We start from the raw sequence: 15,821 nt of genomic DNA, 5'->3' as shown, positions 1-15,821 counted from the left end.
GCGCCGCCCATTTCCGCGAGCCCGGAGCCCGTACACGGCCGGTCTGTCACGCACCTACCGGAACTACACCGTCACCCGGGTACCGGAACTTGACATGGCAGGTAGATCATTTAGTTCGGCGACGTCAACTTGGGTCGTCGAGATGATCATTGAAGGACCAAGTGCTTCTATGCTGCGGGCCGCTTTCTGTGCACGCGCGGAGCGTTGCCTAGCAGCAATGCCGTGTAGTTGAGAGTGGGCGCGAGCCCGCAAGGGGGCGGCGTCATGCGGCCGCGCCAGGTCGGTTGCCCGATTCGGTCGTGGCTGGCCCCGTCGACATCTCGGTTGCAACGGAACCCCGGCACCTGTGGATTAAAAGTCGACAGACATTATGCCGAGCCGTGCCGCGCTATGGGTCAAAGTGTCATTCTGTCCGCAAATACCGCCTTCAAAATGCCCACGAATGTCGCCCGGTGCCACGCCATGCCGTACCGGGTTCGACTGCCGGTCCAGAGCGATTCGTCGACCTGGCTGACCATACGCCGACGAGACCGGCTCGGCGGAGTCCTCCGCGAATACTCACGTGCCGCTTGAACTGCGTGGGCGAGGTATTCGGCAGGCGCAGTCTCCGTCTTCGAACCCACCTGACACGATCAGCGACCGGCCGCAGAGGGCGTAGACACGCGACCCTCCCCGGCCCTACACGCGTTTCCCCAGGTCGACACCCAAATCCGGGCTCAGGTGTGACTATCGACTGCGGAACCTGGGCGCCGCCGCCCGGGACGCTGAGCGGCGCGGTGTCTGGCACGTGCGCGAAGAGTCATGACGCTGGCCGGGCCGCGGAAGAAGGACTCCGGCGCCGCTCGCGAACGTCGGGTGGACTATGTGGCGGTCAGCAGTTCCTCCATGGCCGAGAAGAAGTCCATGACGACCTCCCTGGACACGTACCTCGTGTCCACCGTGAGTTCGACGACCGGCCGATACGCGTCACCACCGATCCGCACGTAGAACTTCATGTTCTCCTGGGTCGACAGCGGGCCGGTCCACTCGATTCTCCGCGCGTCGTCGCGCGTCGTCGCCGGCTGGGGCGATTCTCCATTGCCGCGGCGGCGGCTCTCGGGGGCCAAACGTACGTCGTTGAAGGCGCAGGACAGATCCAGCGAGGTCTCGCGCGCCCGGGCGACTTCGCTGACGACGCGGGCCAGTGACACGGGATCGTATCGAGCGTGCCTGTAGGCCATGTAGAGGCCCCGATGGGCGGCTTGAACAATGGACGCGAAGCTTCCGCCGCACACGTCCACCGAAAGCACACCCCGCTGCGTCAATGATCCGACGTATGAGCGGTCCGCTTGCGTGAAGCGATTTCCGCTCGTCACCTCGATGGTCACCCGCGGTATGGCGAGAACCTTCCCCAGAGCGGACACGGCGGACGCGAGGAACACGGCTGTGGAGGGAACACCCAACTCCTCGGACATCTGGTGCACCGCATCCCCCATCCCCGGGAAGGCGAACTTCACCATGTAGAACGAGTCCGTCGAATCGAAGCGCCTCGTCGGGAACATGGCCGGGCGCGCTGTCGTCAACACGCCTCTCCAGTACTCCAGGGATCTGTCACAGAAGCCGCGGTATCGCGCTGTCGTCTCGAGCGCCGCCTGGTCGAACGGCGTGCGAATCACGGGCGTGAGGTCCATCGGCTCCGCGGCGAGCAGCCGATCGAGCTCGGCCGAGCGGGCATGGCCAACCACTTGCTGGCCAAGCTGGCCGATCTGACGCTGACGGCACAGGACGTCACCGCGTTCACCGCTCCGCTGGTCTTCGACATCTCCGTATGGCAGATGCTGGCCCCCTGATGGCAGGCGGACGCATCGACATCGTCTTCCCGCGACGGCTGCTCAAGCTGCTGGAGCGGACGGGGACCACCGTGGTCGAGCTGGTGCCGACCGTCATCCTCGACGTCCTCGACCCCGAGTCCCCCCACCGGACGTCTTTACCGCACAGGAGATCTCGTTCGTGTCAACGGCGGCGTGGTGCATTACCTGGGGCGGCGCGATCGTCAGGTGAAGCTCGGCGGTATCCGTGCCGAGCTAGGGGAGATAGAGGCGGCATTGAGCAGGCACCATGCCGTGGTCCAGTGCGCGGTGACAGCGTCCTTGCGCGAAGGGCGCGCCGAGCTGACGGCGTTCTACACGACACGGGGCGGCGTCTCCGCACGTGCGCTCGAGGAGTTCCTGAAGTCCCTGCTGCCCGCGGCATCCCTTCGCCGGTACCCCCGTACAGGCTGTGTCGTATGCGCGTCATCACCCACGCCCCGTTCTTGGCAGGGGCGTCGGCGATCCTGCCCGTCGGCGGGCGCCAAGGCCCGCCAACGGGCGGCACCGCTGGGTGAGCCTGCCAGAGACACTCAGACGTTGTCCCAGATCCGGCCGTCGCCCAGCTCGACGGGGACGCCGACGAGGGAGCCGTACTCCGTCCACGACCCGTCGTAGTTGCGTACCTCGGGCAGGCCGAGCAGTTCGTGCAGGACGAACCAGGTGTGCGCGGAGCGCTCGCCGATCCGGCAGTAGACGATCACTGGGCCCTCCGGCTCGCCATAGAGCGCGCGCAGCTCTTCCTGGGACCTGAACGTGCCGTCGGAAGCGCAGGCCCTGGACCAGGGAACGTTCGTGGCGGTGGGCACGTGTCCAGGCCGCTGCGCACCCTCCTGAGGCAGGTGGGCAGGGGCGAGCAGGCGGCCCGCGTACTCGTCGGGCGAGCGCACGTCGATCAGCTTGACGCTGCCGACGCCCTTGATCACGTCTTCCCGCAACGCCCTGATGTCGGTGCGGGGCTCGTGGGCCAGGTAGGCCGTGGGCCGGCGGGCAGGCTCATCGAGAGTGAGCGCCCTGCCATCGAGCTCCCACTTCTTACGTCCGCCGTCGAGCAGCCGGACGTCCGCGTGGCCGTAGATCGTGAAGTACCAGTAGGCGTAGGCCGCGAACCAGTTGCTGTTGCCCCCGTAGAGCACCACCGTGTGATCACTGGAGATGCCTTTTCTGGCCATCAGCCTTTCGAACCCGGCCTTGTCGACGAAATCCCTCCGGACGGGATCCTGCAGGTCCGTGGTCCAAGCCAGGCGAACCGCTCCCGGCAGATGACCTCTGTCGTAGGCGGAGGTGTCCTCGTCCACTTCGACGAAAACCACCCGGGGGTCGCTCAGATGCGCCTGCGCCCAGTCAGCGTCCACCAGCGCTGTGTCCCTGCTCATGGGAAAGCCCTCTCTATCCGGACATTTGTTGGGTCCAGCGTGAAGCCGGCGGATTGACGTCGGATGACAGGGCCCATGACGGATCTGGGAGACCGTCAATCAATCATCAAGTTCGTGACTGCAGGAGCCAGAGGACGACCACGTTCGACGGGGAGACCTCTGCCGAAGTGGAATCAGCTCACGACAGGCGCCGGCACGCTGCTCCTCGCCACGTCTGAAAGACGTCCGTGCCGGCAGGGGACACCGTCCACACGCGGTGCTGCCCTGCCGATCTTTGTCGCACCAGCCGCCGACCGGCCAGAGCGGTCGCGATGCTTGACCACGCTCACGCCTGGTCAGCCGGAAGGGGCGCGCACCTCGTGGTCGGCGGCGCTTGACGCATTCGAGGGCGTCGGCGTGCCGAAGGCTGAGCCTCGGCGTGCGCAAGCAGGCATGCCGCAGGCGGCGGCGAGAAGGCGGTTCTCCGGGGCGTCCCACGACCCGAAGCCTCGCGATCGTGTGCTTCCGTCACAGGTTTCCGCCGTCTTCCTCATGCAGCCACCTGCCTCGAACGGGTCACTCATTGACCGCCGGTTCGAGCTTGCTCCAGGTCCGCTCGCCCGCATCCTGAACCAGCAGGGGCATGTACGGCCGCTTCTCATTCACCTTGTCCCAGCGGACCGCGGCCTTGGCGCCGGTGTTCATCTCCACGTCGTCCGTGGTGAACCGGATCTCGTCCTTCTTGTCCTGGTAGATGACCTCGATGCCATAGGCTGCGCTGTCGCCCTTGACCTTGCTGGTGTCCAGGATGAAGCGGCCGAAGCGCTTGCCGTCCAGGGGAAGTTCGGCGCTCATCGTGCTACCGGCGACGTCGGCGGAGTTGGAGACGTTGAAGGTGAGGTACTCGTCGTCGGAGATGCTGGCGCCGAAGTGGACGACGGGGGAGACCGTGTCGCTGGCGGTGTAGCCGAACTTGCTCATGTCGGCACTGACGTCGAAGACGTCCTTGGCTCCCTTGCGGAGCTGGATCTGCTCCGCGGCGACGTCGAAGGCGTCGTAGATGATGCCCACCTGGACGTCCTTCACGTCCTTGGTCAGATGGCCGCCGTCCACGGTGATGGTGAAGTGGTTGCCGCCGGGAATGGTGTACTCGGGTTCGGGGTCGTCGCCGGGTTTGCCGCCCTTGGGCTTGCCGACTGCGGCACCGGGGATCTCGTTCACCAGTTCGCCGTCGACGTAGCCGGTTCTGCGGCCGGCGTCATCGGTCAGGAGCAGGTGCGGGTGGTTGGCGGCGTCGCCGTCCAGGTAGACGAGCTTGATGTCGGCGGCCGGTTCGCCCTTGGCGGAGCCCTTGCCGCTCTGCTCGCTGTCGTCGTTCCTGCCGCAGAAAGAGCAGGGCTGGATCTCGGTGACGGCTTCGACAGGGGTCAGTTCCAGGGTGCGGGTTTCGGCGTCGCCCTCATAGAGGTTGACGGGTTCGCCGGGTTTGGTGGTGGTTTTGTACTCCCAGGTGTCGCGCGTCAGATCAACCCTGACCTTCTGCGTGACGCCCGGGTAGTTGTTGTCGTACACCAGGATGTTGACCTGCCCGTCGCCGGCCTTCTCGATCGCGTAGGGCGTGATCTCGTGGCCGCCGGAGCCGTCGCGTTTGTAGAAGCCGAGCGACATGCCCTCCTTCTCCTCGGCGGACCAGGCTTGGATGAGGCGGTCGACGATCTGGCCGGGCGTGCCCTTGATCATTTGCTGCTTCACGACGGCGCCGTACTGGGTGGCGAAGTTCTGGGCGATGACGCTCTGGAGGGGCTGGTTGTCCTCCTTCGCCAGTTCCGGGGTGGTGTCGGCGCCGTAGTCCGAGGCGTTGAGCGTCTGTTGCCACATCTGGAGGCTGGTCAGCGACATGCCGTAGCAATGGCCGGCGTCCATGGACTTGTTGGTGTGCTCCATCCACGCCTCGGCCTGCGGGATGAGCTCGCAGGACTCGGTTTCCGCGTCGATGCAGACGGCGTCGCCGAACAGGTTGTGGACCTCCTGGGAGGTCAGGTTGGTCTCGTCCCCGCCGCCGTAGTTCTCGAACCCGAAACCGTTGGTCTCGGGTCGGAAGCCGCTGTCGGCGATGAGTTCCCCAGTGGGGGCGTCGTCGATGGCCGTTCCATAGGTCAGGTTTCCTTTGCCGCCGCTGTCCTCGGTGTCCGAGCACGCGGTCGCGGTCGCGGTGAGCATCACGGCGACCGTCAGGGCCGCAAGGGTTCTCGAGGGCATGAGCTGACGGTGGCGGGCTCGGATTGACGATCCATAACCAGTCGGTTGACAGCGGATCTGCTTGAAGGGATCACGGGGCAGGTCATTCAGCAGGCGCCGGGTGCGTGGAGCTGTCCGCGTCCACGGCCAACGCCGGCGGGGCGGGCTCCGTATCCCCTTGCGCAGCTTTCATCCGCAGAAGGGAAAATCTCCGTGCGACGAAGAGCTCTCCTGGCCGGGCTCGTGGCCATGACCTCCACCCTGGCGGGGACGTCCGCCCCCGCCTGGTCCGCCGGACGCGCTCCTGCTGACACGGTCCTGGAATGGTTTGACGTGTCCGCGTCCGTCATCCCGCCTTCGACCCGGCAGACGCCTCAGGTGACCAACGGCCGGGCGTGGGCGATCGCCTGGATCGCCGCGAGCCGCGCGCTGCGAGGCGACAGCCGGTCCCGCGACTTCCAGAACGCGGCGCTCGCGCAGGCCGTGCACGACTCGCTGGCGGCGCTCGTCCCCAGCCAGACCGGCACGCTCGACAGCGCGCTGGCCCGCACGCTGGACCGCGTCCCCGCCGGGGCCGCCAGGGACCGCGGCGTGCTGGCGGGGCGCGAGCAGGCCCGCCGCACCCTGGCGGAACGGGCCGGCGACGGCCTCGACGCCGCGTCGGTCAACACCCCCTACACGCCTCCGCCTGCGGCGCCCGGCGTGTGGCGGCCGACGCCTCCCGGCGAGGAGAGCGCGGTACAGGCAGGGCAGGCTCGTGGCAGGACGTTCCTGCTCGGCCAGGCCGACCGGTTCCGTCCAGGCTCCGCCCCCGCCCTCGACTCGGCGCGGTACCTGAGGGACCTCGCCGAGGTGCGCGCCTACGGCGTCAAGGACAGCGCGGTACGGACGCCGGAGCAGACGGCGACCGCGACGCTGTGGTCCCAGGCCTCCCTGTCCGGCTACACCCAGGCGTTGCGCGCGGCCGTCGCGCACGCCGGCGGATCTCCCGCTCGGCGCGCCGAACTGGTCGCCGTCTTCCACGCGGTGACCGTGGACGCGCAGATCGCGGTGTTCGACGCCAAGTACACCTACACGCGCTGGCGGCCGATCACCGCGATCAGAGAGGGCGGCGACCCGGCCTGGGAGCCGCTGATCACGACGCCCGCGCACCCCGAGTACCCCGGTGGCCACTCCACCTACGCGGGCGCTGCCGAACAGGTCCTCACGCGGCTGGCCGGCCCCAGGACGGCGCCGTTCCAGATGACGGGTCCGGCGGGTACGAGCCGCACCTACACCGAGTGGCGGCAGCTCACCAGGGACAACGTGAACGGCCGAGTCTGGTCGGGCATCCACTTCCGCTTCTCCGACGAGAGCGGCGCGCGGCTCGGCGACCGCGTGGCCCTGTGGGGCCTGCCCAGGGCCCAGGCGCTGTTCCGCTGAACCGAGGACCGTTTTCGGGCCGCCCAGTCAACCCGACCGGCTGGGCGGCCTGGAGTACAGGCGTGATCCAGTACGACGCCGACCGAACGGGATCATCAGGATCAAGCGCCTGCCCGGCAAGCCTCTCACCTTCGTCCCTAGGCCTCTCCAAGAGCGGTAAGAGTGCAATCTCAGCCGCCGCCGTCAGCAGGCCCGCGGTGACGAAGGCCGGGTAGGGGGAGTCGAGGGCGTACGCGGTCGCTCGCTGCCCTCGATCCGTGCACCGCGCTTCAGGTGCGTTCAGGTTCGCTTCAGCAAGCCCACGGGAAGGTGAACCGGCTTCGCGGCCCAGTACCGCGAGCCAACCCCGATGGACGAACTCCGATGAGCGGGCCTGACTGCACGGTTGCGCCGCGGTGCTTCGTGCTGCCCGCTCATCCCCTTGTCACCTGCGAGAGGCCCCCATGATTCACTCCCACAGATCGCTCGCAACCGTGGTGGCCGGCGCGGCCCTGCTGGCCGCTGTGACCGGCTGCGCTTCGACCGGTCAGGCGCAGCCCTCGGCGGCTCCTTCCGTGGATCCCCAGAACAAGCAGCGCCAGAGCCAGGCCCAGCTCGCCGCCTGCATGAAGGGCAAGGGCTTCACCTACCACCCGATCGTCTCCGCGCCGGACCTCCCCGAAGCGCAGAAGAAGGAGATGTCCGGCGACTACGAGGCCATGAAGAAGCACCGGAGCAAGTACGGCTTCGGCTGGGCCGCCTCGATCGTCTATCCGAACGACCCGGGCGGGCGCATGGTCTCCCGGACCATTGAGGGCCCGGGAGACGACCCGAACGCGAAGGTCATCGCCGGGCTGTCGAAGGCACAGCGGGAGGCCTACTTCGCCGGGATGGACGCGTGCATGCTGGAGATGCTCAACAAGGCCACCGGCCGCAAGATGACCTCCATGCAGGAGGCGGCCAAGGCCCAGTCCGAGATGATGAAGCAGGCCATCAACCGCGAGCTGAACGGCGACGCCCGCCTGGTGGAGCTGGCCGGCCGGTTCGCCGACTGCCTCAAGGGCAAGGGCTTCACGGTCACCTCCCAGCGACCCGTCGAGATCGCCAACAGCACCGAGGGGCCGTTCGGGCAGGAGCTGAGAAAGCTCGGCGAGAAACCCACGCCCGAGCAGGCCCGCCCTCTCCTGACGCGCGAGATCAAGGCCGCGCTGGACGACCTGGAGTGCGGCAAGGACTTCTACGCCGCCTTCCGGCCCAAGCTGAACGCCGTCTACGAGCAGGCCGGCCCGGTCGCGGGCATGGGCATGGCCGTCGCGGGATAGCCCCTGAGGGCCCGCCGCTTCCATCCCTCCCTCCCTTTCCATCGAAGCGAGTTCAGTATGCGCAAGTTCAGGGCGTCCGCAGGCGAGCCGGCCGCGGAGCCCGGCGGACCCGGCGGTCCAGGCGGTTCAGGCACAGGCAGGTCGGGTGCCTCGAAGGCCGGTCTCTCGAGGAACAAGGTGCTGGCCGGTGTCGTGGCCGCGGTGGTGGCGCTCGCCGGCATCGGCTGGGCGGTGGGTGCGGATCTGCGGTCCCCCGCCGACCAGTTGGCCGCGCGCCGCCCACCGAAGCCGTCCCTGGTCACCGCACTGGTCGAACGGCGGAAGCTCACCAGCACCGTCACCGTCAACGGCACGCTCACCTACGGCTCCCCGCTGCCGGTCTCGCTAGCCGGCACGGTCGGTGTGACCGGCGCCACGGGTGGAGGCGGCGGTACGGGCGGAGGCGGCGGCACGCCCCAGCGCGTCACCAAGGCGCCCCAAACCGGCCCGATCGGTGAGGGTGACGTGCTGATGCAGGTCAACGGGCGGCCGGTGTTCGTCTTTCGCGGGCGGCTGCCGATGTACCGGCCGCTGGTGCCGGGCACCGAAGGCGACGACGTCCGCCAACTGCAGCGCGCGCTGCGCCGCAAGGGCGTGCGGGTACCTGTCTCGGGCGTCTTCGACCAGGCCACCGTCACCGCGGTGAAACGCTGGTACGCCAAGCGTGGCTACCAGGCCCAGGAGCCTGACATGGAGGCGCGCAAGAACCTGCAGACCTATCGCGAGACCGTGCGCAACAGGCAGGCGGAGCTGGCCGAGGCCCGCAAGGCGCTGGATGAGGGTCTCGATGTCCAGCCGCTCAAGCTGCGCCTCGACAACGCCCGCCGCGACCTGCGCTCGGCCGAGCGGGCGCTGCGGGAGGCGATGCGGCAGGACATGACGCCCGATCAGGCCGCCAAGCTGACGAGCCTGCGGCAGGCTGTGCGCACCGCCGAGGAAGCGGTGCTCGCGGCCGAGAAGGAACTGACCGAGGCCATGGAGCAGAACAACAACACCCCGCCGCCGGCGCCGCCGCCCGCGCCGACGCCGTCCGGCACACCCTCCGGCACCCCGTCACCACCTGCACCACCGCTGCCCACTCCCACACCGTTCCGTTCGACGGACACCCGCCTGCTGGAGATGAAGCTCGCCAACGCCCGGCAGGCCCTGGACGAGGCCCGCACGGCCGTGGACGACTACTTCGAGCAAGTCCGCGACGAGCAGGACAAGCGGCTGGAGGAACTGCGCAAGGGGGTGCGCACCGCCAAGGAAGCCGAGGCCACCGCCAAGCAGAGCCTGCGCAGGGCCCGGGAGGTCTCGCCGCTGCGGATGAAGGTCAGCAACAGCGCCGCCGGCCTGGCCGACGCCCGCGACATGCTGGCCGGGTTCCTCAAGACCTACGGCGTCAGTCTCCCGGCGGGCGAGGTCGTCTTCCTCCCGACGCTGCCGGCCCGCATCGACAAGGCCGAGGTCAAGCCCGGCGACACCATCGAGTCCAAGGTCGCCACCGTGACGAGCTCCGCCTTCGCGATCACCGGGTCGGTGGACGCCAAGGAGGCCAAGCTGCTGCGCCGGAACCAGAAGGCCACCATGGAAACCCTCGACGGCACCCTGCTGCAGGCCAGGCTGGCCGCCACGGGGGAGGCCGCCCGCGTCACCTCGCAGGACAAGGAAGACGAGAAGCAGGACACGCCCGACACCGGCTCGGTGCCGGTTCTGCTCACTCCCGACACCGCCAAGGGGCTCAAGGCGCTGGTCGGCTCGTCGCTGACGGTGCGGATCTCCGTCGGCTCGACCGAAGGGGAGGTGCTCAGCGTGCCGGTCGCCGCCGTCGTCACCTCCGCTGACGGCCGTCCCCGGGTGCGGGTGGCGCTCGACGGCGACAGGACCCGCGAGGTCGAGGTGCGCACCGGGCTGACCGCCGACGGCAACGTGGAGATCACGCCCGTGCAGGCCGGGACGGTCAAGGAAGGCGACCGGGTCGTGGTGAGCGATGCCTGAGCCCGTCATCGAGCTGACCGGCGTCTGCCGGGAGTTCCCCGCCGACCCGCCGGTGCGCGCGCTGGACGACGTCACACTGCGCGTCGACCACGGCGACTACGTGGCCATCATCGGCCCGTCCGGGTCCGGCAAGTCCACTCTGCTGAACATTCTCGGGTTGTTGGACCGGCCGAGCTCGGGCTCGTACCGGCTGGACGGCATCGAGACCACCGCCCTGCGCGACGGCGCGCGAACCCGGCTGCGCGGCGCGCGCATCGGGTTCGTCTTCCAGTCCTTCCACCTGCTCCCCCACCGGACGGTGGCCGAAAACGTGATGCTCGCCGAGGTCTACGGGCAGCACCCGCGCCGCGGTCGCCTGGCCCGTGCCGAGCAGGCCCTGGAGCAGGTGGGCATGGGACACCGCATCGGTTTCCGGCCGGACCGCCTGTCGGGCGGCGAACGCCAGCGGGTGGCCATCGCCCGCGCCCTGATGGCCCGTCCGTCCCTGCTGCTGTGTGACGAGCCCACCGGCAACCTCGACAGCCGCAACACCGAGGCCGTGCTCGACCTGTTCGACGGGCTGCGCTCCCAGGGCCTGACCATCCTGGTGATCACACACGAGGACGAGGTCAGCGCCCACGCCAAGCGCCGGGTGCGCATCGGCGACGGCATCCTGACCGAGCAGGGGTGAGCATGAACATCCGCGATCTGTGGGCCGAGTCCCTGGCGGGGATGCTGGCCCGTCCCGTCCGATCGGCCCTGACCACCCTGGGCACCGTCCTGGGGATCACCACGCTGGTGGTCACCATGGGCATCGCCGCGACCGCCGGCAACCAGATCGTCGGCCGCTTCGACGAACTGCTGGCCACCAGTGTCACCGTCGAGGTGCCGCAGAACAGCCGCCAGGCCCTGGTGTCGTGGGAGGCCGCCGCGGAACTTCGGCGGCTGCGCGGCGTGGTATCGGCCACCGCGCTGGCGCAGAGCGACAAGAGCTCCAACCTCGTGGTGACCGCCAACAACCTGCTCGACCCGACCCAGGTGGCCGGGCAGACGCTCGCCGTCGTCGCGGCCACCCCGGACCTGCCGGCCACCACCCGCGGCAGACTGCTGACCGGCCGCTTCTACGACGCGGGCCACCTCACCCGCGGCGACCGCGTCGTCGTGCTGGGCGAGCAGGCCGCCGCAATGCTCGGCATCACCCGGCTGGACCACGCGCCGGCGGTGTTCATCAACGACCGCGCCTACACCGTCATCGGCATCATCGGCGGCCTGCAGCGCGAGCAGATCCTCGCCAGCGCGGTCCTGGTGCCGCCCACCCTCGGCCCCGACTTCGGCCTGAAGAACGTCACCCGCGTCCTGGTCGGCACCCAGCTGGGCGCCGCCGAGCTGATCGCCCGCCAGGCCCCCCTCGCCCTCAGCCCCAACCACACCGGGGAACTCCAGGTGATCGCCCCGCCCAGCCCCAAGCGCGCCCGCGACGGCGCCCAGGACGACGTCAACGGCCTGTTCCTCATCCTCGGCCTGGTCTCCCTGATCGTGGGCGCGGTCGGGATCGCCAACGTCACCCTGGTCACCATCATGGAACGCGTCGCCGAGATCGGCCTGCGCCGGGCCCTGGGGGCCGCCCGTCGCCACATAGCCGCTCAGTTCCTGCTGGAGTCCAGCCTGATCGGCCTGACCGGTGGAGTCATCGGCGCCAGCCTGGGCACCGTCGCCGTCGTCGTGGTGGCGGCCGTCCGCCAGTGGACCCCGGTGCTGGACATCCGTCTGGCCCTGGCCGCCCCCGCGGTCGGCGCGCTGGTCGGGCTTCTGGCGGGACTGTATCCGGCCTTGCGCGCCGCCCGCATGGAGCCCGTCGACGCCCTGCGCTGACCGGCGACCGGCCGGCGGGGGTGAGCGGCCCGCGATCGCCACATTGCTTGGCATGCTGCGCGGGTTTATCGCTGCAGGAAGGCCACCCGCCCGCCACCCGTCCAGTTTCGACTGCAAGGCTGCAACTCGCACAGGCCACCCCGGTTCGTCGTTCATCGTCTGCACTCAGAGTGGGGCCGAAACAGACTGGTGATCAAGATGTCCGGAACTGAGCCGAAGAGCGCCCACCGCAGGTCATGAGCCGTTCAGCAGGCCCCACTGCTCGCTGTTGTAGGTCGGGAACGCCAGGCTGTTGTCGCGGATGTTGCCGAGCTTCGCGTTGTAGGCGAGGAAGGACCTGTTCTGGTAGAGCGGCAGGATCGAATAGTCCGATGAGACGATCTTGTCGGCTTCCTGCAGCTTCTTGGTCGCCTCTTCGGCGTCGGTCGCCGACAGGGCGTCGTCGAGGAGTTCGTCGACCTTGGGGTTGCCGTAGTTGCCGAGGTTGAAGCGGCAGAAGCTCGCGCCCTCCTCGCAGCTCAGGAAGTACGGGATGTTGCTGGTCGCGGTGAACGGCGACTGCGACACCGTGCCCACCGTGAGCGCCCAGTTGCCTTCCTGGACGGCGTCCATCGTGTTGGACACCGTGGCCACCTGCACGTCGACGCCCAGCGGGGCGACCGCGGCCTTGACCAGCTGTGCCTCGCTGGCACGCAGCTGGTCGCCCGCCTGGACGGCGAAACGCAGCGTGCCCACGGCCTTGCCGTCCGGTGCGACGAGCTTCGTGCCGACTCCGGTGTATCCGGCGTCGGTCAGCGTCTTCTTGGCCTTCTCGGCGTCGCCGATGCCGTACTCGAAGGCGCTCACCACGTCGGCGTAGCCGGGCGCCCCGCTGAGGAACATCTGGCTCAGCCGAGGTTCCGCGGTGCTGTCGAACTGGCCGATCGTCTTGGCGATCAGGTCCTTCACGCTCACCGCCTGGAAGATCGCCTTGCGCAGGGCGACGTCCTTCAGGGCCGGGGCGTTGTGGTTCAGCCAGATCTGGTGAACCGACGCGCTCGGCGTCACCTGGTAGCGGACCGCGGGCAGGTCGTCGACCTGCTGGACGATGTCCACCTGCGGGTTGGGATAGATCACGTCGACCTCGCCGTTCGCCAGCGAGGTCGGCTGCTGGGAGACGTCGGTGATGAGACGGAAGACGAGCTTGTCCAGGTGTGGCGCCTTGCCGTACCACTTCTCGTTGCGGACCATCACCACCGAGCCGTCGGCGGTGAACTCCTCGATCCTGAACGGGCCCGCGGAGAACTTCGGGACCGACTTGGCGAAGCCTTCGTTGAAGCTCTTCTCCAGGCCGGCGGGGGTGTCGGTGGGGCCGTAGGTCTTCGCGACGTGGGCCGGCAGGATCGGCGAGAACAGGGCCTGCCAGTCGACGTACGGCCGGTCGAAGACGACGGTGACGGTCCGGCCCTGGTTCGAGCCCTTGACCGAGGTGATCCGGTCGTAGCCGGCGGTGTTGCCGGCCTGGCACTTCGGGCACTGGCGGGGGTTGAGCGCCCGCCAGGTGTAGGCGAAGTCGTCGGCCGTGATCGGCGTGCCGTCGGACCAGACGGCCTTGGGGTCGATGGTGTACGTGATCGTCTGCGGCTTGTCGGCGGTCTTCTCCGCGCTCGTCACGAGCGTCTCGTTGCGGGCCACCGTCCCGTCCGGCTGGATGACGAACGCGTTCGGCAGCAGCACGCTGGAGATGTCGATCACCGAGTAGGTGGCGCCGCCGGTGTTCAGGACGTTCCAGTTCGAGATCGGATAGGTGATCGTGTAGGTCACTGTGCCGCCGGTGCCGACGGCGGTGGTGGCGTTGACCGTGTTCAGCTCGCCGGTGACGCGGCCGTCGCCGGACGTCGCCGTCTTCGCGCCGCCGCCGCCCGCACAGGCGGTGAGCAGCAGCGCCAGGGCGCCGGCCGTCAGCGCCATCGAGTTCGTTCTGCGGATAGCCATGGTCGGCTCCCAGGGGTGAGAAGGTTCAGTGGCGCTCGCCGCGCAGCTGAGCGACGGCTTCGGCAGCCGCCCAGCCGATCAGCGTGTCGAGGTGCGGGGCGTTGGGGGTGGGGTCGATGGCGTGCACCCAGGCTCGCGCGCCGAGCCGGCCGAGGACCTGCTCCGCCTGCTCCTTCACCGTGACCTGCCGCGCCGCAGCGCCCGGCCGGGCAACTGCCCGGTGGGGACGCCGTCGGCGAGCGCGGCCGTCCCGTTGACCACCACGTGCCGGATCCCGCGGGCGTAGCGGTGCGGGTCCTCGTAGGTGGCGAGGTCGCCGACGGTGGCGGGGTCGAACACGACGATGTCGGCGTAGGCGCCGGGGGTGAGCAGACCACGGTCGCGCAGGCCGAGGTTGGCGGCCGGGAGGCTGGTCATCCGGCGTACGGCCTCGCCGAGCGTGAGAAGCCCCTGCTCGCGCACGTATCGGCCGAGGACGCGGGCGAACGTCCCGTAGGCACGCGGATGGGTGGGAACGTCGGTGTGGGGCGGTTCGGCGGCGAAGGTCTCGGCGTCTGAGCCGACGGAGACCCACGGGTTGCGCAGCGCGGTTCGCAGCACCTCCTCGTCCATCATGAAGTACATGGCGTGCAGCGACGGATCCTGCTCGACCAGGCACAGCAGCGTCTCCACCGGGTCGGCGCCCCGCTCCTCCGCCGTCTGCTGGAGGCTGAGCCCCCGGTAGCGGGCCACCGGCCCCTTCGGGTCGGGCAGCAGCATCACACCGTCCGCGCCGCCCGAGGCCAGGTAGATGTTCTCCCACCGCTCCGACGGCGTCCGCACGCCCTCGTGGATGCGGGCGCGCTCGGCCGGGTCGGCCAGCCGGGCCACGAGCGCCTCGTGGCCGCCCTCGTGGAAATGCGGCGGTATCGAGGCGGCCAGGTGGGTCTGCCCGGCCAGATAGGGGTAGATGTCGGCGGTCACCGGCAGGCCGGCGGCGCGGGCGGCCTCGACCTTCTCCACGGCGCGGGCCATCTTCGGCCAGTTGCGCCGTCCGGCCGCCTTGAGGTGGTAGATCTCGGCCCGTACCTCGGCGCGGCGGCCGATCTCGATCAGTTCGTCGACCGCGTCGAGGAAGTGGTCGCCCTCGCTGCGCAGGTGGGAGATGTACATGCCGTCGTACCGTGCGACGACTTCGCACAGCGCGACCAGTTCGTCGGTCGGCGCGAAGCATCCCGGCGGGTAGATGAGCGCCGATCCCAGGCCCAGCGCGCCGTCGGCCATCTCCTCGTCCAGGACGCCGCGGACATGGGAGAGCTCGGCGGCGGTCATCGGCCGGTCCTCCGAGCCGGCCCCGATCATGCGCAGGTTCTCCGCGCCGACGAAGCTCGCGACGTTCTGGACGACGCCCTTGCTCTCCAGGTGCGCCAGGAACTCCGACAACCGCTCCCACACCAGCGGGGGAGTGGCGGGACCGAAGACCGCTTCCAGCTCGGCCCGGACGGCGGGGGTGAAGGGGCCGATCGAGATTCCCTCGCCGAAGACCTGGGTGGTGACGCCCTGGTAGAGGTCGGACAGGCCACGGCCGTCCGTCTCCAGGGTGAAGTACGCGTGACTGAGCACGTTCACGAACCCGGGCGCCACCACCAGCCCGGTCGCGTCCAGCGAGGGCGCGTCGTGGCCGCCCGCCTCGGGGCCGACGGCGACGATGCGATCGCCTTCGACCAGGACGTCGGCAACGCGGCCGGGGCCGCCGCTGCCGTCATGGACTGTGCCACCGCGGATCACCAGAGAAGCCGACATGCGGTCATCCTGCGACGCCGGGCGCGCCGAGT

General features: G+C 69.2%; 11 protein-coding genes. 5 read left to right on the top strand and 6 right to left on the bottom strand.

The genetic code is table 11. The features are described from left to right. Positions 1–860: 860 nt before the first annotated feature. The 3 genes from ABZX22_RS25065 to ABZX22_RS25055 all read right to left on the bottom strand — a co-directional run bounded on the left by ABZX22_RS25065 (position 861) and on the right by ABZX22_RS25055 (position 5,461). Positions 861–1,724 (bottom strand): hypothetical protein, encoded by an 864-nt coding sequence (locus ABZX22_RS25065; protein ID WP_354913189.1) that lies wholly within the window; start codon positions 1,722–1,724, stop codon positions 861–863. Positions 1,725–2,380: 656 nt separating this feature from the next. After that, positions 2,381–3,223, bottom strand: a complete 843-nt coding sequence (locus tag ABZX22_RS25060; protein WP_354913187.1) for a sulfurtransferase — start codon at positions 3,221–3,223, stop codon at positions 2,381–2,383. Between the two features lie 555 nt (positions 3,224–3,778). Further along, positions 3,779–5,461: a hypothetical protein gene (locus tag ABZX22_RS25055; RefSeq protein ID WP_354913185.1), complete on the bottom strand. Its 1,683-nt coding sequence runs from the start codon at positions 5,459–5,461 to the stop codon at positions 3,779–3,781. A gap of 192 nt (positions 5,462–5,653) precedes the next feature. Here ABZX22_RS25055 and ABZX22_RS25050 point away from each other — a divergent pair, with 192 nt between their 5' ends. The 5 genes from ABZX22_RS25050 to ABZX22_RS25030 all read left to right on the top strand — a co-directional run bounded on the left by ABZX22_RS25050 (position 5,654) and on the right by ABZX22_RS25030 (position 12,033). Then, positions 5,654–6,862, top strand: coding sequence for a vanadium-dependent haloperoxidase (locus tag ABZX22_RS25050; protein WP_354913184.1), 1,209 nt, complete (start codon positions 5,654–5,656; stop codon positions 6,860–6,862). A gap of 443 nt (positions 6,863–7,305) precedes the next feature. Further along, positions 7,306–8,163 carry a hypothetical protein gene (locus ABZX22_RS25045; protein WP_354913182.1) on the top strand — a complete coding sequence of 286 codons (858 nt, stop codon included), beginning with the start codon at positions 7,306–7,308 and terminating at the stop codon, positions 8,161–8,163. Between the two features lie 177 nt (positions 8,164–8,340). Then, complete coding sequence (locus tag ABZX22_RS25040) at positions 8,341–10,182, top strand: peptidoglycan-binding protein (protein WP_354913181.1); 1,842 nt, start codon at positions 8,341–8,343, stop codon at positions 10,180–10,182. After that, positions 10,175–10,852 carry an ABC transporter ATP-binding protein gene (locus ABZX22_RS25035; RefSeq protein ID WP_354913179.1) on the top strand — a complete coding sequence of 226 codons (678 nt, stop codon included), beginning with the start codon at positions 10,175–10,177 and terminating at the stop codon, positions 10,850–10,852. The genes ABZX22_RS25040 and ABZX22_RS25035 overlap by 8 nt, the downstream gene beginning before the upstream one ends. A 2-nt stretch (positions 10,853–10,854) precedes the next feature. Then, complete coding sequence (locus ABZX22_RS25030) at positions 10,855–12,033, top strand: ABC transporter permease (protein WP_354913177.1); 1,179 nt, start codon at positions 10,855–10,857, stop codon at positions 12,031–12,033. 234 nt (positions 12,034–12,267) lie between these two features. Here the strand turns inward: ABZX22_RS25030 and ABZX22_RS25025 are convergent, their stop codons facing one another. From ABZX22_RS25025 to ABZX22_RS25015, 3 genes are read right to left on the bottom strand one after another with little or no spacing between them, the layout of a single operon-like run. Next, positions 12,268–14,007 (bottom strand): ABC transporter family substrate-binding protein, encoded by a 1,740-nt coding sequence (locus tag ABZX22_RS25025; RefSeq protein ID WP_354913175.1) that lies wholly within the window; start codon positions 14,005–14,007, stop codon positions 12,268–12,270. Between the two features lie 25 nt (positions 14,008–14,032). After that, positions 14,033–14,185 (bottom strand): hypothetical protein, encoded by a 153-nt coding sequence (locus ABZX22_RS25020; RefSeq protein WP_354913173.1) that lies wholly within the window; start codon positions 14,183–14,185, stop codon positions 14,033–14,035. Then, complete coding sequence (locus ABZX22_RS25015) at positions 14,182–15,789, bottom strand: D-aminoacylase (protein WP_354913171.1); 1,608 nt, start codon at positions 15,787–15,789, stop codon at positions 14,182–14,184. The genes ABZX22_RS25020 and ABZX22_RS25015 overlap by 4 nt, the downstream gene beginning before the upstream one ends. Positions 15,790–15,821: the final 32 nt, after the last annotated feature.

Origin of the sequence: Nonomuraea sp. NPDC003804 (assembly GCF_040610675.1) — a bacterium.
In the GTDB taxonomy this organism is placed as follows: Bacteria; Actinomycetota; Actinomycetes; order Streptosporangiales; family Streptosporangiaceae; genus Nonomuraea.
The sequence above is the reverse complement of the archived record's forward strand: the minus strand, read 5'-3'. Positions and strand labels throughout refer to the sequence as shown.